Source organism: Acidovorax sp. (genome assembly GCF_027492855.1).
GTDB lineage: Bacteria > Pseudomonadota > Gammaproteobacteria > Burkholderiales > Burkholderiaceae_C > Acidovorax.
In genome coordinates, this window is record NZ_JAPUDY010000099.1 from 154,618 (window position 1) to 171,070 (window position 16,453).

Genomic DNA, 16,453 nt, shown 5'->3' on the forward strand with positions numbered 1-16,453 from the left:
CCCGCATGACCATCCAGACCGACGACTTCACCCCCGCCCCCGCCAAGCGCGTGATCTCTGCTGCGCCTGCTTCCCCGCAGGAAGAGGCCATTGAGCGCGCGCTGCGGCCCAAGCTGCTGCAGGAGTACGTGGGTCAGGCCAAGGCGCGCGAGCAGTTGGAGATCTTTATCGGCGCGGCGAAGAAGCGCGAGGAGGCGCTGGACCATGTGCTGCTGTTCGGGCCGCCCGGCCTGGGCAAGACCACGCTCAGCCACATCATTGCGGCCGAGCTCGGTGTGAACCTGCGCCAGACCAGCGGCCCTGTGCTCGAAAAGCCCAAGGACCTGGCGGCGCTGCTTACCAACCTCGAAAAGAACGACGTTCTTTTCATCGACGAGATCCACCGCCTCTCGCCCGTGGTTGAGGAAATCCTCTACCCCGCGCTGGAGGACTACCAGATCGACATCATGATCGGCGAGGGGCCCGCGGCGCGCAGCATCAAGCTTGATCTGCAGCCCTTCACGCTGGTGGGCGCCACCACGCGCGCGGGCATGCTGACCAATCCGCTGCGCGACCGCTTTGGCATCGTGGCGCGGCTGGAGTTCTACACGCCGGAGGAGTTGGCGCGCATCGTCAAGCGCAGCGCGGGCTTGCTCCATGCGCCCATGGATGATGAGGGCGGCTTCGAGATCGCCCGCCGTTCGCGTGGTACGCCGCGCATCGCCAACCGGCTGCTGCGCCGCGTGCGCGACTACGCCGAGGTCAAGGGCGACGGCCGCATCACCAAAACCATTGCCGACAAGGCGCTGGCCATGCTGGACGTGGACCCGCAGGGCTTCGACGTGATGGACCGCAAGCTGCTTGAAGCCGTGATCCACCGCTTTGACGGCGGCCCGGTGGGGCTGGACAACATCGCCGCCAGCATCGGTGAAGAGGCCGGCACCATCGAGGACGTGATCGAGCCCTACCTCATTCAACAGGGCTTTTTGCAGCGCACGCCACGCGGGCGCATCGCCACGCTGGCGGCGTTCCGCCACCTGGGGGTCACGCCGCCGAAGGCGAGTGGACAGGATCTGTTTGGGGTGTGATGGTGGCGGGCTGAGGCTGCTCCGTACCGAGCATGCCCCGCAGCATCCCCGCCACGATCAGCGCCTGCGCTGCGTAGTACGTGGCCAGCACCCACACCTGTGACCAGGGCAGGGGCTGCACGAAGCGGTTGGTGGCCAAGAGCGAATCGCTGACCATAAAAACCCCCGCACCGACGGCGACCAGCAGCGAAGCCTGGTCGCGCAGCACTGCGGCCCGGCCCATGGCCTGGGCGGCCATCAGCGCGATCACCAACACGTAGGTGGCCACGGGTGCGCGCAGGGCGGGGGGCAGCCCGCCTGCCCACAGAAAGGCGTACATCGCCGCGCCAATGCCCAGCGTGGCGGCCAGTGCGCCGCGGTGCGGAAACCAGCGCTGGCCGTTTTTGAACAACGCTACGTAAAACAGATGCGCCACCAGAAAACTCACCAGGCCGGGGATGAAGAAGCCCTCGAACATCAGGAAGGCATCCCCCGCCAGCGAACCTGCCAGCGCTGCAGCCAACAACAGCCAGCGGGGTTTTGAATCAAATAGGCCTCTAGCGCTTGATGAATAAGCGCAAGCAGCTACCAAAATAAGAGCAATCACCATGGTCAATGGCTTGAACAGCCAATGCCATTGCGTGAGTCCCAGCGCGCTGGTCACGGTGGCCAGCGCGCCGCTTTGCAGCATCAGCGCCATCAGCATGCCGATGCGCCCCTGCATCACCGCGCCCAGTGCCCACTGGCTGAGCAGCAGCACACAAAACCACAGGGCGTTCTCGGCCAGCGGCGCGCTGTCGGCCCGCCACAGGAATGCGGCCACCCCTGCCAGCAGCAGGCCAAACTGCGCCAGCGCAAACCACTGCACGGTGCGCGACATGGGCGGGTGGTAGAGCTGCATCTGCGCCATGTTGAAGGTGGGCTTGGGAAAACGCTCGGCCACATCGGCAGGCCGCCAGCCGGGGGGCTTGAGCCACACGCGCAGTTTGTCGAGCCAATTGCGGGCAAACCAGCTGTCGTGCGCCAGGCCTGCATAGATCTGGGCGTTGGCCCACAGCGGGTCCCAGCTGTTGAGCAGGCCGCGCGTGCCGTACACACATTTCTCCTGAGCGTCCTCGTCCTTGAAGCTGCCGAAGATGCGGTCCCACACGATGAGGATGCCGCCGTAGTTCTTGTCCAGATAGGCGTCATTCACTGCGTGGTGCACGCGGTGGTTGCTGGGGCTGCAGAACCAGCGGTCGAACCACCCCAGGCGCCCCACCTGCTCGGTGTGCACCCAAAACTGATAGAGCAGGTCGATGAGCGCGACCACCGCAAACACCAGCGGTGGCACGCCCGCCAGCGCCATGGGCACATAAAACACCCAGCCCAGCAGTGCGCCCGAGCTGGTCTGGCGCAGGGCGGTGCTGAGGTTGTAGTCCTGGCTTTGGTGATGCACCGCATGCGCGGCCCACAGCACGGCCGATTCATGGCCCATGCGGTGCAGCCAGTAGTAGCACAGGTCGTAGAACACCAGCGCCAGCAGCCAGCCGGGCAGGCTGGTCCAGAACGTGTCGTTGCGCCACAGCGCCACATGTTCGAACAGGGCGGTGTAGATGCCGATGCGCAAAAGCCGCGTGAACACGGCGCTGGTCTGGCTCAGCATGCCAAGGCTGATGCTGCTGACCGCGTCGGCGAGCCGGTAGGTGTTGCGCTGGCGTTTATAGCCAATCGCCAGCTCGATGGCGATCAGCAGGAAGAAGACGGGGGTGGCAAGAACGATGATCTGGTTGGGGCTCATGGGCGGGGCAAAAAATGTCCGCCGATTCTTGCCCCAATCAGGTCAGTGCGTCTCTGGCATCAACCCTGATGGTGGGCTTGGCCATGCGCTGGCCGAGCGTGCCCTGCAGCGCCGCGTCAGGAGTGGATTTCATCGCGCGCGGAGCGGTCGTCCAGGTGCTGGGTGTCGGCCCAGCCGACCAGGCTCAGGCCGTCGGGCGTCCACAGCAGGCGGTTGATGGCGGCGTTGGCAAGCTGCCAGGTGCGCGGTGCCTGGATGTCCTGGCGTGTGGCCAGGCGGTAAAGCACATCGAGCACGCCGCCGTGGGCCACCATCACCACTTGTTGGCCCACGTGTTGTTGTGCCAGTGCGGTCACCGTGCGCTCGATGCGATCGCGCAGCGTGACCAGCGACTCGCCGCCCTCGGGGGTGTAGTGCGGGTCGCGCTTGCGCCAGCGCCGTGCGTCTTCGGGCAGCTCGGCCTCGATCTCGGCAAAGGTCCGGCCCTGGAAGTGGCCGAAGCTGCGCTCGCGCAGGCCGGTGTCTGTGGTGAGTGGCGCGCCGGTGGTGCGGGCCACGGCCTGGGCGGTAGCGAGTGCGCGCAGCAAATCGCTGGTGTAGATGGCGGCGATTGGTTCGTCCGCGAGGGCACGGGCGGCCTGATCGGCTTGCCACAGGCCGGTGTCGTTGAGCGGAATGTCCAGGTGGCCCTGGATGCGGGTGTCCACGTTCCAGGCGGTCTCGCCGTGGCGGATGGCAATGATGCGAGTGGCGTGCATGCAGGTGATGTGCTGGAGGAAAGAGGGCAGAAAGGCGGATTCAGGGCTTTGGGGGCGCCAGCGGCAGGCGCACCTGCCGAGGCCCCTGGGGCGGCTTGGGAAAGCCGCTGAGCGCTGCATCAAACAGCACACCATAGACGGCCGGGTCGCTCACCCACACGTCCTCATGCACGGCAGAAGTTTCGTACACCACGGCCTGGTTGGTTGCGTCGCGCAGCATGATGCTCACCGCGCGGCGGTACAGCGGTGTGGGCGTGTAAAAGCCCCAGGTGCCATGCATGCCCCAGCCCCGCCCGTACCAGCCGCCAAACCCCCAAGGGCCAGGGCCGTAGGGACCATACGAAAGAAAGGGGTCATTGCGTGGAACGGAGTCGACCTGCACGCCCAGTTGCACCAGCAGCCTGGGGGCGGCATCGTCGCGCTGCAGGCCCACGCGTGCGAGGGACTGCTCGGCCAGCGCGGCAATGGCGTCGAACGCGGGCGTTTGCTGCGACGGCAGGCGCTCGATGCGGTAGGTGGCAGGCGCGGGCATGGCCGCCAGAGTCGAGAAGCTCTGCACCTGGCCATCGACCAGGCGTGTGGTGCTGCAGCCTGCAAGCAGGGCGGTCGCAAGGGCTAGCAAAAGGGCGGGAATCCATCGGCGCGGTGCCATGGTCATAGTCTGGGTCTCCTGAAAAGGGATGTCCGTGAGAGTGCCGCAGCCCGCCCAGGGTTCACGACAGTTGCACCACCTGCAGGCCTGGCAGTGTGGGCGAGGGCGCCACGAACTCTTCCTTGTCGAACGCCTTGTCGCCATCCTCGCTGGCAATGCCCGTGGCCTTGGCGTTCTTGAAGTCGTACAGGCCGCCGTCCAGCAGGTGCGAGGGCACCACGTTTTGCAGCGCGGTGAACATGTTTTCCACGCGGCCGGGGAATTTTTTCTCCCACTCGCGCAGCATCTCGCCCACCTGCTTGCGCTGCAGGTTCTCCTGGCTGCCGCACAGGTTGCAGGGGATGATGGGGAAGTCGCGGTGCGCGGACCAACGCGCGGTGTCCTTTTCGGCCACATAGGCCAGCGGGCGGATCACCACGTGTTTGCCGTCGTCGCTCACCAGCTTCGGGGGCATGCTTTTCATCTTGCCGCCAAAAAACATGTTGAGCAGCAGCGTTTGCAAGATGTCGTCGCGATGGTGGCCCAGCGCGATCTTGGTGCAGCCCAGTTCGTCGGCCACGCGGTACAGAATGCCCCGGCGCAGGCGGCTGCACAGGCTGCAGGTGGTCTTGCCCTCGGGCACCAGCTTCTTGACGATGCTGTAGGTGTCCTCGTTCTCGATGTGAAACGGCACGCCGGTGCTGGCCAGGTATTCGGGCAGCACATGCTCGGGAAAGCCGGGCTGCTTCTGGTCGAGGTTCACGGCCACCAGATCAAAGTGAATAGGCGCGCGGGCCTTGAGCTTGAGCAGGATGTCAAGCAGGGTGTAGCTGTCCTTGCCGCCGGACATGCACACCATCACCTTGTCGCCTTCTTCGATCATGTTGAAGTCGACGATGGCCTTGCCGACCTCGCGGCACAGGCGTTTTTCGAGCTTGTGGGTTTCACGCTCGATCTTGAGGGCGGGGGCTGCAACCGCCACGGGCACTGCGGCGGGTTCTTGCAAAAGGGATGCGGAATTCATGCCCTGAATTGTCCTATGGAACGTGGCAGAGGGTTAGGCGCCATGGTAAATGTGATAATGATAATTGTTTTCATTCTCATCTATATTTTACAAAGAGGGAGTCTTCCGATGTCTGCAACCGAATCCACATTCAGCCCTTGGGGGCGTCGCCAGTTTTTGGCCATGGCTGCCGCTTGGGGCGCGGTACCGCTGGCGTTGCCTGGCTGCGGCGGCAGCGATGGGTCCGACAACCGCTACACGCTGACCCACCTGGTGGCCAACAAGCCCGAGTACAAGGCTTTGTTCACCGAGCCCGCATTCGTCAATGCCTGGGGCATCGCCATCCGTCCTGCGGGCGCGGGCGGGCACTTCTGGGTGGGTGCGGGTGGTGCCAGCTGGCAGTATGTGGGCGACGTGCAGGCATCGTCCAATCCGTCGCTGCGCAAGCTGTTCCAGGACGGGCTCAAGGTGGTGACGGTGGCGGGCGCGGATTCAGACACCAGCGACAAGAGCGCGGGCAAGGTGACGGGCGTGGTGTACAACGGCGCGCCTATCGACAGCGCGCTGTTCCGCGTCAAGGGCCAGATGGCGGCGGGCCAGCCGCTGGATGGTTCGGCGCGCTTCATCTTCGTGACCGATTCGGGCCATGTGGCGGGCTGGACTGAGCAGGCGCTCGACAAGCGCATCGTGCGTGTGGACGGCCCCACCATGGACATGTATGACGGCTCCGCGCGCGGCGAGCAGTTCTTTGGTGTGGCCATCAACGCCAACACCTGGGACCGCCTGTGGCTGGCCGACTTTGGCGCCAACCCGCAGATCCGCACCCTCAACGCCCAGTGGCAGCCCGTGCCCACGGTGGGTTTTGCCAACCCCTTTGCCACGGGCACGGGCGGCAAGGCGCGGCCAGGCGATCCGGTGCCGTTCAACATCCAGATGCTGGGCGACAAGGTGTATGTGGCCTACGCCATCAGCCGCGCCAAAGAGGGCGAGCCGCAGGCGTTTGATGCGGGCGAGGAAGACACCTTGGACGCCGCCGCCGAAGCCAAGGCCAAGAACCGCCCCGCCAAAGGCAAGGTGGCAGAGTTCGCCCCCGACGGCCGTCTGCTGCGCGTGCTGGACGACCAGGGCGCGCTCAACGCCCCCTGGGGCCTGGCGATTGCGCCCGCCAACTTTGGCCGCTTTTCGGGCATGCTGCTTGTGGGCAGCTTTGGCGGCGCGGGGCGCATCAGCGCGTTTGACCTGGCCACCGGCCGTTATGTGGATGACCTGCGCGACGCGGCGGACAAACCCGTGGCCGTGGAAGGCATGTGGGGGCTGCAGTTTGGCAATGGCGCGTCGCTGGGCGACAGCAATGCGCTGTACTACGCGGCGGGGCCCAAGGACGAGGTGGACGGCGTGTTCGGGGCGATTCGCGCGGCAACCCCCTGAAGCATTTTTACCAGCGCCCGCACTCCACCCGGATCGCCACTTCGCAGTCGTCAAAAATTTCCAATTTGGCGATCTTCACCCGCACGCCCAACACACCGGGCAACTGCATCAGGCGGTTGGCCAGCTTGCCGATCAGGCTCTCCAGCAGGTTCACATGCTCGGCCGTGCACTCGTCGATGATGATCTGGCGCACCTTGCGGTAGTCCAGCACATGCAGGATGTCGTCGTCGCGCGGGCTCAAGGGCTGCACGCCCAGGCTCAGTTCGGCATCGACCTGGATGGGCTGGGGAGCGGTCTTCTCGTGGTCGAGGATGCCCAGGTTGGCGTCAAAGCGCAAGCCGGTGAGCGTGAGGATCTGGGTGCCTGCGGCGTTGGTCATGAATTGGTCCTGGATTGAGTGGACGGGTGTGCGTGCGCTCACATCAACGAGAAATCGCGGTCAAACTTCATCAGGTGCTGGCCGCCGTCGATCAGCAGCGTGGTGCCGGTGATCGAGCGGTTCTCCAGCGCAAACTTCACTGCGCTCGCCACGTCCTCAGCGGTGGACGAGCGGCCCAGCGGGCTCATGGCGTGTAACTGGGCAAACTTGTCGTCGCTGAGCATGTGGCTGGTGAGTGTGAGGCCCGGCGCCACGCCCACCACGCGCACGCGCGGCGCGAGTGCCAGGGCCAGCATGGTGCCAGCGGCTTCCAGCGCGGCCTTGGAGAGCGTGTAGCTCAGAAAATCGGGGTTCTGGTTCCAGAGCTTCTGGTCCAGCAGGTTGACCACGGCGCCCTGCGCGTCGGCCTCGCCCTGTGCGGCGCGGCTGGCCACATGCTGGTGCAGCGCCTGGGCCAGCAGCACGGGGGCGGCGGTGTTGCTGCGCAGGTGTTTTTCCAGCGCGGCAAAGCCGAAGGTCTCGGCGGTGTCGTGCTCGAACAGCGAGGCGCTGTTGACCACCGCATCCACAGCGCCATAGTGCGCCACCACGCGGGGCAGCAGGGCACGCACGGCTGCTTCGTCTTCAAAATCTGCATCAAAATGAGCGCTGCCGCCTGTTAATAAAGCGCAAGCAGCTACTGTTTCGATAGCATCCTGCTCTGATGATCGGTAGTGCACGGCCACCTGCCAGCCGCCCGCCGCCAGCGCCAGCGCAATGCTGCGGCCCAGGCGCTTGGCGGCGCCGGTTACCAGCACGGTGCGGGGGCGGGGTGGGTGCGAAGGGGTGGACATGTGGGGGACAATGCGGGCCGTGACCCAAAGACCCGACAGTTTAACGACCGCCCTGCACCAGCACATCACCCAGGCCATCGCCTCCGAGGGCGGCTGGCTGGGTTTTGACCGCTTCATGGCCCTGGCGCTCTACACCCCCGGCCTCGGCTACTACGCCAACGACTCCACCAAATTCGGCGCCATGCCCGAGTCCGGTAGCGATTTTGTGACCGCACCCGAGCTGACTCCGCTGTTCGGCCAGACGCTGGCCGTGCAGGTGCGCGAGGCGCTGGCGCAGACCGGCACCGATGAGGTGTGGGAGTTTGGCGCGGGCTCCGGCGCGCTGGCGCTGCAGTTGCTCGATGCGCTGGGCGACCAGGTGCAGCGTTACACCATCGTCGATTTGTCGGGCAGCCTGCGCGCACGCCAGCAGGCCAAACTGGCGGCGCATGCGCACAAGCTGCGCTGGGTGGATGCGCTGCCCGCGCAATTCAGTGGCGTCGTGGTGGGCAACGAGGTGCTCGATGCCATGCCCGTGCAACTGCTGGCGCGCCACGGCGGCCAGCAAGGCGGTGTGTGGCATGAGCGCGGCGTGGTGGTGGATGGCGACGGCCGTTTTGCCTGGGCCGACCGCCCCACCGGCCTGCGCCCGCCCATCGACATCGAAGGCCCACAGGACTACCTGACCGAGATCCACGCCCAGGGCGAGGGCTTCGTCCGCATGCTGGCCGACCGGCTCACACGCGGCGCGGCCTTTTTGCTGGACTACGGCTTTGGCGAAAGCGAGTACTACCATCCCCAGCGCCACATGGGCACCGTGATGTGCCACCAGGGCCACCTGGCCGATGGCGACCCGTTGGTGGCGGTGGGTTTGAAGGACATCACCGCCCACGTCAACTTCACCGCCATGGCGCTGGCAGCGCAGGACGCGGGCCTGCACGTGCTGGGCTACACCACCCAGGCACATTTCCTCATCAATTGCGGTTTGCTATTAAAAATGGAGCTGCTTGCGCAATCAGGTCGGGCGACAGCGGCCAAATTGATCATGGAACACGAGATGGGCGAGCTGTTCAAGGTGCTCGCGCTGGGCGCGGGCGAGCCGTGGGAGCCGGTGGGCTTCAGCCACGGCGACCGCAGCCACCGGCTGTAGCGCGCCCATTCAGACAATCAAATCAACCCATTCACGCTGAGCTGGTCGAAGCGCCGAGCGAGGCGTCGACAGGCTCAGCCCGAACGGGTTTGACGGGTCAAGCGCGAATCCGTATTAGTTACACACAGCGCGCAATCGCCTGCCCCAGCAGGTCCAGCCCCTGGTCGATCTCGGCGTCGCTCACCGTGAGCGGCGGCGCAATACGGAACACGCCGCCCATGCCTGGCAACTGCACTACGTTCATCGACAGGCCGAGCGCCATGCATTCGCGCGTGATGGCGGCGCCCAGGCCGTCGGCGGGCTCCTTGGTGGCGCGGTTCTTCACGATCTCCATGCCCAGCAGCAGGCCGCGCCCGCGCACGTCGCCAATGCAGTCGTAGCGCTGCTGCAGCGCGCGCAGGCCCGCTTCGAGCCGCGCACCGGCCACCTGGGCGCGTTCGGCCAAGCGGTCGCGCTGCACGATCTCCAGCACCTTGAGGCCGATGGCGGCGGGCAGCGGGTCGCTCACATGCGTGGTGTAGAACAGGTAGCCACGCTCGTGCGCACGCTCCTCAATAGCGGCCGTGGTCACGATGGCCGCGAGCGGCAGGCCCGCGCCCAGGGTTTTGGAGAGCGTGAGGATGTCTGGCACCACGCCGTCGCGCTCGCAGGCGAACATCGTGCCGGTGCGGCCCACGCCGGTCTGTGCTTCGTCCAGGATCAGCAGCATGCCGCGCTCCTCGCACTTTTGCTTGAGCGCGGCCATGTAGCCCGGCGGCAGGTCGATGATGCCGCCCGAGCTGAGGATGGGTTCGGCGATGAAGGCCGCCAGGCTGCCGCTCGATTGGCGGTCCACCAGGTCGAAGCCGTAGTCCAACTCGCCCCGCCAGTCGTAGGCGCCGCTGGCGTCAAAAAAGCGCGGCCGGTAGCCAAACGGCGCATTGATGGCGAGCGAACCCGCCGCCGCCGGCCCCACGCCGCGCCGCCCGGCGCTGTAGGTGGCCGATGCCGCTCCACCCGTCATGCCGTGCCACGACTGCGCAAACCCCACCACCTCGAACTTGCCCGTCACCAGCTTGGCCATGCGCAGCGCGGCCTCGTTGGACTCGGCCCCCGTGGTCAGCAGCAGGCTGCGTTCCAACTGGCCGGGCGCCACCTCGGCCAGGCGCTCGGCCAGGTCCACCACGGGGCGCGAGAGCATGCCGCTGAACAAATGCTCCAGCCGGTGCGCGTAGTCGGCCACCACGGCACTGATCTCGGGGTGGCAGTGGCCCAGCACAGCGCTCATCTGGCCCGAGGTGAAGTCGAGAATGGGGCGGTCGTCCGCGTCATACACATAGCTGCCTGCCGCGCGCTCGATGACCATGGGCGCAAAGCTGCCGCCATAGCGGATCAGGTGCTGGCGGGCGCGGTTCCAGAAGGCGGGGTCGTCGTTGCGAGACATAAGAGAAGGCTCCAGAAGAGGAAAAAGGCAGGCGGATCGCGCTCACTCTAGGTACTTGCGCGGTTTCAGTAAAACGAATAGTTTTCAAGGCTGAAATCAAAACGGTTGATATTTTGATCACTCCCACCCTCGACATCGACCTGCTGCGCAGCTTTGCCGCCGTGGCCCAGGGCGGCACCCTGGGCGCCGCCGCCGCGCGCGTGGGCCGCACACAGTCGGCGCTGAGCATGCAGATGCAGCGCCTGGAAAGCGCTTGCGGCCAAACCCTGCTGCACCGCACGGGCCGGGGCGTGCGCCTGACCCACCAAGGCGAGCGCCTGCTGGTGCATGCCCGGCGCATCCTGCTGGACCACGACGAGGCGCTGGCCGACCTGGCGGGCACGGGCCTGGCGGGCGCGCTGGCCGTGGGCTGCCCCGACGACTACGCCGCCGCGTTCTTGCCGCACCTGCTGCGCGGCTTTGCGCGGCTGCATCCGCTGGCGCGGGTGGACGTGGTCTGCGCCAGCACCCCGCGCCTGCGCGAGCGGCTGGCCACACGCGCACTCGACGTGGCCCTGGTGTCCGCCCCTTGGGGCGACGCGCCCGAGCCCGGCACGCTGCCTGCGCTGCGGCGCGAGCCGCTGGTGTGGGTGGCCAGCCCCGGCGTGGACCCGCGCGATTGGGAGCCGCTGCCCCTGGCCCTGTCCGACCCCGACGTGATCGACCACCGGGCCGCGCGCGAGAGCCTGGACGCGCAGGGCCGCCGCTACCGCGTGGCCTACGCCAGCGGCAGCCTCACCGGGCTGGTGGCGGTGGTGCGCTCAGGCTCGGCCGTGGCCGTGCTCACACGCTGCGCGGTGCCGCCCGACCTGCAGGTGCTCGCGCCCGACGCGGGCCTGCCCGAGTTGCCGATGCTGGCCATCGGCCTCGCATTCGCAGGCGGCCAGCCCACGCCGCTGGCCGCAGCGCTTGCCGAGCATGTGCGTGACATGCTTCCATCTTTGTGATTACTATCAAAAACATAGCGTATTGCGCTTGATGGATAAGCGCTAGAGGGCATTTTCTTGGAAACTCTGCGAGGCGCATCTGCGCCCCGCAGGTGCCAGCCCCTACACTCGGCGCACCATGATCCTAGAAACCGCCATGCACCCGCCAGCACCACACTCGGCGCACCATGCGGCGTTGCTCGTCCTTGTGGGCATGAGCCCGCTGCATCGTCGCGCCTTGCCTGGCACGTCGATCGCGGCGCTGGCGGGCGCATCCAACGGCGGCGTCTAGGATGATCCGCTGGTTTCTTGTCATCTTCCTGGCCCTGATGCTGCTGAGCTGGCTGCAGCCGTTGCTGCGGCGCCTGGGGTTTGGCCGGTTGCCGGGGGACCTGCGTTTTCGCTGGCTGGGCCGGGACTGGGATGTGCCGCTGGCATCCACGCTGCTCTTGAGCTTTGTGGTCAGCCTGCTCGTGAAGTGGCTGTGATGCGGGCCGGTGCTCAGCCGCCTGCCGTCAGCTGCCGGTCGCCTGGAGCGATTCCAGGAACGACTTGCGCCACCAGTGCACATCAAACTCCTTGACGTTCGCCATCAGTTTCTGGTGCCGTAGCTGCCGCTCCTGCAGTGGCATCTGCAGCGCCTGCTGAATGGTGTCGGCCATGGCTTGGGTGTCGTAGGGGTTCACGAGCAGGGCCTCCTTGAGCTGCTCGGCCGCCCCGGCAAAGCGCGATAGCACGAGCACGCCGGGGTCTTCGGGGTCTTGCGCCGCCACGTACTCCTTGGCCACCAGGTTCATGCCGTCGCGCAGCGGTGTGACCAGCCCCACGGCCGCCGCGCGGCACAGGCCCGGCACGCGTTTGCGCGCCACCATGCGGTGGATGTAGCGCACCGGCATCCAGTCGAGCTCGCCGTAGTTGCCGTTCACCGCGCCGCACAGGCCTTCGAGTTCCTGCCGCAAGTCAGTGTAGGCATTCACGCTGTCGCGCGTGGGCGAGGCAATCATGACCAGCGTGGCGCTGCCGCGGTTTTCTGGGTAGCGGTCCAGCAGCTCGCGGAACGCGCGCACGCGGTGCGGAATGCCTTTGGAATAGTCCAGCCGGTCGATGCCCACAAGCAGCCGCCTGCGTGAGTATTCGCCGCGCATGCGCTCATAGGTTTCCATCGCTTCGGGCGCATGCGTGAGGCGCGTGAATTCCTGAACGTCGATGCCGATGGGAAAGGCCTTGACCTGCACGGTGGCCCCAAAGGCGCGCAGGTGCTGGGCATCCACCTCCTCGGCGCTGCCCTCGTTGCGCACGTAGCGGGTGAAGTGCGACACGTCGGCCTCGCTTTGCAGGCCCACCAGGTCGTAGGCGAACAGCGAGCGCATCAGCCATTCGTGCTGCGGAATGGCCGCCATGATGAGGGGCGGTGGAATGGGAATGTGCAGGAAGAAGCCGATGCGCTGCTTGCAACCCATGGCGCGCAGCTCGGCAGCCAGCGGAATCAAGTGGTAGTCGTGCACCCAGATGATGTCGTCGTCGCGCAAGAGCGGCATCAGCTTGCGCGCGAACATCTGGTTCACCCGGCGGTAGCCCGCGATGAAGCTGGTGTTGAAGTCCGCAAGATCGAGCCGGTAGTGAAACACGGGCCACAGCACGCTGTTGCTGTAGCCGTGGTAATAGCTCTCGTAGTCTTCGCGGCACAGGTCCACGGCGGCCAGGGTGACGCCGCCGGCCTGGCGGGTGTGCAGCTCGCCCTCGCCGGGCGTGCCTTCTTCCACGATGGTGCCGCTCCAGCCGAACCACAGGCCCCCGGTTTTGTTGAGCGCCTCGCCCAGTGCCACAGCCAGGCCGCCCGCGGCAGGTTTGCGAGGGTCCGCGAGGCGGTTGGAGATCACGACGAGTCGGCTCATTGTTCGATGGTTCCTTCGACAAAAGAGGCGCGGCCCGGCGGGAGTCGCGTCATATGACGCTGTCCCAGGGCCGCGAGAGGCGCACGGCGGCGTTGATCACGCCCACCATGGAGTAGGTTTGCGGGAAGTTGCCCCACATCTCGCCCGTGGCGGCATGGGTGTCTTCGGACAGCAGCCCCAGCGGGTTGCGTGCAGCCAGCATGGTTTCAAAAATCTCGCGGGCCTCGGCCTTGCGGCCGATGCGTGCGAGCGCGTCGATGCGCCAGAAGGTGCAGATGTTGAAGGCCGTCTCGGGCTTGCCGAAGTCGTCGGCGGCTTCGTAGCGGCGCATATAGGGGCCGTCGCAGAGGCTTTTTTCCATGGCCTCCACCGTGCTCACGAAGCGCGGGTCTTTGGGGTCGATCATGCCCACCTCGGCCATCAGCAGCACGCTCGCATCGAGCTCGTTGCCGCCAAAGCTCTCGGCAAAGGCCTGGCGGGATTCGCTCCACGACTTTTCGAGAATCTCGGCGCGCATGCGGTCGGCATGGCCGCCCCAGTAGGCCGCGCGGTCGGCCAGTTGCAGAGCGGCTGCGATCTTGGCCAGCCGGTCGCAGGCGGCCCAGCTCATGAGCGCGGACGAGGTGTGCACCCGGGCACGCGTGCGCAGCTCCCACATGCCAGCGTCGGGCTGGCCATATACGCGCACCGCGTTTTCGCCCACCCGCTCCAGCCGCATGAATTCGGCCTGGCCTGCGCGGTGCAGCAATCGGTGGTCGTGAAAGGCCTGCGCCGCGCCCAGCACGATGTTGCCGTACACGTCGTGCTGAAAATGCTCTGCCGCCTGGTTGCCCACGCGCACAGGCCCCATGCCTCGGTAGCCTGCGAGCTGCGGCACAAAGGACTCGGGCAGGTCTTTCTCCAGCCCGATGCCGTACAGCGGCTGGATGTGGCCGTCGCCGCCTTCCTCCACCACGTTGGCAAGCCAGCGCAGGTAGTCCTCCATGGTGCCCACTTCGGAGATGCTGTTGAGCGCACGCACCACAAAAAACGCATCGCGCAGCCAGCAGTAGCGGTAGTCCCAGTTGCGGCCGCTGTTCGCGGATTCGGGGATGCTGGTGGTCATGGCCGCGACGATCGCGCCTGTGTCCTCGTACAGCGACAGCTTGAGTGTGATGGCTGCGCGGATCACCGCGTCCTGCCAGTCCAGCGGCACGGCCAGGGCGCGGCTCCAGTTGCGCCAGTAGTGGGTGGTCTCCTGCTCGAACAGGCGCGCGGTGTCGGCGATGCCTTCGGTCAGGGTTTCGTCGGCGCCGAGCAGAAAGTTGTGTTCGCGCGTGAGCACGAACGACTGGCCCGAGAGCACGTGGGACACCGGTGCATCGGTGGACAGGCGCAGCGTCATGCCCTCGCCCACGTAGCGGATGTGGTTGCTGCCGCGCGTGATGTGCGGCGTGGTCTGCCCCCAGTCGTAGCGCACCTTGAGCGCCACGCGGATGCGCGGGGCGCCTTCGATGGGGCGCACGCGGCGCACCAGCGTCATGGGCCGAAAGAAGCGGGAGCGGCTGTGAAAGCGGGGCGCGAAGTCGGTGATCTCCACGCCATGTCCCGCCTTGTCGAACAACTGCGTGCGCAGGATGGCGGTGTTGGGCTCGTACCACTGGTGGGCCGAAGCCAGGTCTTCGATCTCGATCGCGAAATGGCTGCCTTCATCGCCCGGCTGCAGCAGGGCGTTGAACACCGGGTCGCCATCAAAGCGTGGCAGGCAGCACCAGACCATGCGGGCCTGGTTGTCGATCAGCGCGCTGATGGCGCAATTGCCGATCATTCCGAGGTTGAGCGAGCCCGCTTGCGGCTCGTTGGCGGCAGTGTTCATCGTTCGCGTTCCCGGTGGGTTCGTGCAGCGGACAGCCAGCCGCGCAGGGCGGCGGGCGTCATGCACCGGTGTTGTGCCAGTGTTGGGCCTTCGCCCACCTTGATGCCCCAGCCGCCCAGGGCCAGCACGGCGGCAAAACCTGCCTCGTCGGTGACGTCGTCACCCACAAAGACCGGAATGCGGCCCGCAAAGGGTGGTTGCGTCATGAAGTCCTTGATGGCCTGGCCTTTGTGGACGCCGCGTGGCTTCACTTCGAAAACACATTTCCCGCGCAGCAGCTCCACGCCATCCATGCCTTGCATGGCGCGCTCGATCGTTTCGAGGCAAAGGGCTTGCAGGTGCTGGGCCTGCCGGTAGTGCAGGGCGATGCTGGCGCGCTTGGTTTCTATCAGCAGCTCAGGGTGCTGCATGGCCAGGCCATTGACGGCCGCAAGCACATGGGACAGATCGGGCGGCGGCGTGGCGGGAAGAGAGGTGTCCGACAGGCGGTACTGGGCGCCATGTTCGCTGGCCAGTGGCAGGCGCAGGGGGGCGAGAAAACCGTCGATGTCGGACTCGGGGCGGCCTGTCACGATGGCCAGTGCGCCACCCAGGTGGGTGTGCAAGGCCAGCAAGGTCGGGACCAATCCAGACGCCACGCGCACTGCCTCTGGGCGCGGCGCCAGCTCGGTGAGCGTACCGTCGAAATCGAGAAAGAGTGCGTTGGCAGTTGTCAGTGTCGGGAGCAGCTGCATAGCCCTCGACCTTAGCAGATGCCATTTTGTTGACCCATGCGGAAGGATGTTGGGATGCTGGTATTCGGGCGCGCACGGCTTGAAAAGTTGCGCCTTGGCCGCACTGTGTAAAAACTATTCGCACTTCTTTCACCGTTGTCATCCAGCGGCCCGCCCTATGACCGAAGCCCTGCACATCGTCTGCCCCCACTGCCACACCACCAACCGCGTGCGCGCGGCAGATCTGGCCAGCGCGCCGGATTGCGGCAAGTGCCACCAGCCGCTTTTTGTGGGTGCGCCGCTGGAGCTGGACGCGCAATCGTTCGAGCGCCATGTGGGGCGCAGCCACATCCCCGTGCTGGTGGACTTTTGGGCGCCCTGGTGCGGCCCTTGTCGCCAGATGGCACCTGCGTTCGCTCAGGCCGCGCGCGAGCTGGAACCGCAGGTGCGCCTGGCCAAGCTCAACACCGAAGACCACCCGTCGATTGCGGGGCAGTTCGCGATCCGCAGCATCCCCACCATGGTTCTTTTCAAAGAGGGGCGCGAGGTGGCGCGCGTCTCAGGCGCCCTGGGTGCGGCAGACATCGTGCGCTGGGTGCGCACAGCGGGTTAAGA

17 protein-coding genes are annotated in these 16,453 nt (G+C 66.2%); 7 read left to right on the plus strand and 10 right to left on the minus strand.

The window, feature by feature from the left end:
- Window positions 1–5: 5 nt before the first annotated feature.
- Window positions 6–1,067: a Holliday junction branch migration DNA helicase RuvB gene (gene ruvB, locus Q0105_RS19015; RefSeq protein WP_298213999.1), complete on the plus strand. Its 1,062-nt coding sequence runs from the start codon at window positions 6–8 to the stop codon at window positions 1,065–1,067.
- On the opposite strand, the gene Q0105_RS19020 is transcribed toward ruvB, so the two are convergent.
- From Q0105_RS19020 to ttcA, 4 genes are all read right to left on the minus strand, one after another.
- Window positions 1,024–2,826 (minus strand): lysoplasmalogenase family protein, encoded by a 1,803-nt coding sequence (locus Q0105_RS19020; RefSeq protein ID WP_298214001.1) that lies wholly within the window; start codon window positions 2,824–2,826, stop codon window positions 1,024–1,026. The two genes, ruvB and Q0105_RS19020, sit on opposite strands and share 44 nt — an antisense overlap.
- Window positions 2,827–2,942: 116 nt before the next feature.
- Window positions 2,943–3,584, minus strand: coding sequence for a histidine phosphatase family protein (locus tag Q0105_RS19025; protein ID WP_298214003.1), 642 nt, complete (start codon window positions 3,582–3,584; stop codon window positions 2,943–2,945).
- A 40-nt stretch (window positions 3,585–3,624) separates the two neighbouring features.
- Window positions 3,625–4,236, minus strand: coding sequence for a DUF4136 domain-containing protein (locus Q0105_RS19030; protein ID WP_298214446.1), 612 nt, complete (start codon window positions 4,234–4,236; stop codon window positions 3,625–3,627).
- Window positions 4,237–4,297: 61 nt separating this feature from the next.
- The gene (gene ttcA / locus Q0105_RS19035; protein ID WP_298214005.1) at window positions 4,298–5,239 is read right to left on the minus strand and encodes a tRNA 2-thiocytidine(32) synthetase TtcA; all 942 of its coding nucleotides are present in this window, start codon (window positions 5,237–5,239) and stop codon (window positions 4,298–4,300) included.
- A 108-nt stretch (window positions 5,240–5,347) separates the two neighbouring features.
- Here ttcA and Q0105_RS19040 point away from each other — a divergent pair, with 108 nt between their 5' ends.
- Window positions 5,348–6,646 carry a TIGR03118 family protein gene (locus Q0105_RS19040; RefSeq protein WP_298214006.1) on the plus strand — a complete coding sequence of 433 codons (1,299 nt, stop codon included), beginning with the start codon at window positions 5,348–5,350 and terminating at the stop codon, window positions 6,644–6,646.
- Between the two features lie 7 nt (window positions 6,647–6,653).
- Here Q0105_RS19040 and Q0105_RS19045 read toward each other — a convergent pair whose 3' ends face one another.
- Together Q0105_RS19045 and Q0105_RS19050 are read right to left on the minus strand one after the other, a co-directional pair.
- Complete coding sequence (locus Q0105_RS19045) at window positions 6,654–7,025, minus strand: dihydroneopterin aldolase (protein ID WP_298214008.1); 372 nt, start codon at window positions 7,023–7,025, stop codon at window positions 6,654–6,656.
- Window positions 7,026–7,063: 38 nt separating this feature from the next.
- A complete protein-coding gene (locus Q0105_RS19050) occupies window positions 7,064–7,858 on the minus strand; it encodes an SDR family oxidoreductase (protein WP_298214010.1) in 795 nt (264 codons plus the stop codon).
- Between the two features lie 10 nt (window positions 7,859–7,868).
- On the opposite strand from Q0105_RS19050, the gene Q0105_RS19055 reads away from it, so the two are divergent.
- Window positions 7,869–8,987: an SAM-dependent methyltransferase gene (locus Q0105_RS19055; protein ID WP_298214012.1), complete on the plus strand. Its 1,119-nt coding sequence runs from the start codon at window positions 7,869–7,871 to the stop codon at window positions 8,985–8,987.
- Window positions 8,988–9,105: 118 nt separating this feature from the next.
- On the opposite strand, the gene Q0105_RS19060 is transcribed toward Q0105_RS19055, so the two are convergent.
- On the minus strand, window positions 9,106–10,410 hold the full coding sequence (locus Q0105_RS19060; protein ID WP_298214014.1) for an aspartate aminotransferase family protein: 1,305 nt from the start codon (window positions 10,408–10,410) through the stop codon (window positions 9,106–9,108).
- Between the two features lie 116 nt (window positions 10,411–10,526).
- Between Q0105_RS19060 and Q0105_RS19065 the strand changes: the two genes are divergently transcribed.
- The 3 genes from Q0105_RS19065 to Q0105_RS19075 all read left to right on the plus strand — a co-directional run bounded on the left by Q0105_RS19065 (window position 10,527) and on the right by Q0105_RS19075 (window position 11,863).
- Complete coding sequence (locus tag Q0105_RS19065; protein WP_298214449.1) at window positions 10,527–11,396, plus strand: LysR family transcriptional regulator; 870 nt, start codon at window positions 10,527–10,529, stop codon at window positions 11,394–11,396.
- A 118-nt stretch (window positions 11,397–11,514) separates the two neighbouring features.
- On the plus strand, window positions 11,515–11,667 hold the full coding sequence (locus Q0105_RS19070) for a hypothetical protein (protein WP_298214016.1): 153 nt from the start codon (window positions 11,515–11,517) through the stop codon (window positions 11,665–11,667).
- A 1-nt stretch (window position 11,668) separates the two neighbouring features.
- Window positions 11,669–11,863, plus strand: a complete 195-nt coding sequence (locus Q0105_RS19075; RefSeq protein ID WP_298214018.1) for a DUF2905 domain-containing protein — start codon at window positions 11,669–11,671, stop codon at window positions 11,861–11,863.
- 27 nt (window positions 11,864–11,890) lie between these two features.
- Here Q0105_RS19075 and otsA read toward each other — a convergent pair whose 3' ends face one another.
- The 3 genes from otsA to otsB are packed head-to-tail and all read right to left on the minus strand — an operon-like array spanning window position 11,891 to window position 15,859.
- The gene (gene otsA, locus Q0105_RS19080; RefSeq protein WP_298214020.1) at window positions 11,891–13,270 is read right to left on the minus strand and encodes an alpha,alpha-trehalose-phosphate synthase (UDP-forming); all 1,380 of its coding nucleotides are present in this window, start codon (window positions 13,268–13,270) and stop codon (window positions 11,891–11,893) included.
- Between the two features lie 49 nt (window positions 13,271–13,319).
- Window positions 13,320–15,125, minus strand: coding sequence for a glycoside hydrolase family 15 protein (locus Q0105_RS19085; protein WP_298214022.1), 1,806 nt, complete (start codon window positions 15,123–15,125; stop codon window positions 13,320–13,322).
- Window positions 15,122–15,859, minus strand: coding sequence for a trehalose-phosphatase (gene otsB / locus Q0105_RS19090; RefSeq protein WP_298214024.1), 738 nt, complete (start codon window positions 15,857–15,859; stop codon window positions 15,122–15,124). Before otsB ends, Q0105_RS19085 begins: the two co-directional genes overlap by 4 nt.
- Window positions 15,860–16,016: 157 nt before the next feature.
- Here otsB and trxC point away from each other — a divergent pair, with 157 nt between their 5' ends.
- Window positions 16,017–16,451, plus strand: coding sequence for a thioredoxin TrxC (gene trxC / locus Q0105_RS19095; protein ID WP_298214026.1), 435 nt, complete (start codon window positions 16,017–16,019; stop codon window positions 16,449–16,451).
- Window positions 16,452–16,453: the final 2 nt, after the last annotated feature.

What these genes read in the sequence shown, in the direction of transcription:
- ruvB (WP_298213999.1), top strand. Translation starts at nt 6, where the DNA reads ATGACCATCCAGACCGACGACTTCACCCCCGCCCCCGCCAAGCGCGTG.
- Q0105_RS19020 (WP_298214001.1), bottom strand. Translation starts at nt 2,826, where the DNA reads ATGAGCCCCAACCAGATCATCGTTCTTGCCACCCCCGTCTTCTTCCTG.
- Q0105_RS19025 (WP_298214003.1), bottom strand. Translation starts at nt 3,584, where the DNA reads ATGCACGCCACTCGCATCATTGCCATCCGCCACGGCGAGACCGCCTGG.
- Q0105_RS19030 (WP_298214446.1), bottom strand. Translation starts at nt 4,236, where the DNA reads ATGGCACCGCGCCGATGGATTCCCGCCCTTTTGCTAGCCCTTGCGACC.
- ttcA (WP_298214005.1), bottom strand. Translation starts at nt 5,239, where the DNA reads ATGAATTCCGCATCCCTTTTGCAAGAACCCGCCGCAGTGCCCGTGGCG.
- Q0105_RS19040 (WP_298214006.1), top strand. Translation starts at nt 5,348, where the DNA reads ATGTCTGCAACCGAATCCACATTCAGCCCTTGGGGGCGTCGCCAGTTT.
- Q0105_RS19045 (WP_298214008.1), bottom strand. Translation starts at nt 7,025, where the DNA reads ATGACCAACGCCGCAGGCACCCAGATCCTCACGCTCACCGGCTTGCGC.
- Q0105_RS19050 (WP_298214010.1), bottom strand. Translation starts at nt 7,858, where the DNA reads ATGTCCACCCCTTCGCACCCACCCCGCCCCCGCACCGTGCTGGTAACC.
- Q0105_RS19055 (WP_298214012.1), top strand. Translation starts at nt 7,869, where the DNA reads ATGCGGGCCGTGACCCAAAGACCCGACAGTTTAACGACCGCCCTGCAC.
- Q0105_RS19060 (WP_298214014.1), bottom strand. Translation starts at nt 10,410, where the DNA reads ATGTCTCGCAACGACGACCCCGCCTTCTGGAACCGCGCCCGCCAGCAC.
- Q0105_RS19070 (WP_298214016.1), top strand. Translation starts at nt 11,515, where the DNA reads ATGATCCTAGAAACCGCCATGCACCCGCCAGCACCACACTCGGCGCAC.
- Q0105_RS19075 (WP_298214018.1), top strand. Translation starts at nt 11,669, where the DNA reads ATGATCCGCTGGTTTCTTGTCATCTTCCTGGCCCTGATGCTGCTGAGC.
- otsA (WP_298214020.1), bottom strand. Translation starts at nt 13,270, where the DNA reads ATGAGCCGACTCGTCGTGATCTCCAACCGCCTCGCGGACCCTCGCAAA.
- Q0105_RS19085 (WP_298214022.1), bottom strand. Translation starts at nt 15,125, where the DNA reads ATGAACACTGCCGCCAACGAGCCGCAAGCGGGCTCGCTCAACCTCGGA.
- otsB (WP_298214024.1), bottom strand. Translation starts at nt 15,859, where the DNA reads ATGCAGCTGCTCCCGACACTGACAACTGCCAACGCACTCTTTCTCGAT.
- trxC (WP_298214026.1), top strand. Translation starts at nt 16,017, where the DNA reads ATGACCGAAGCCCTGCACATCGTCTGCCCCCACTGCCACACCACCAAC.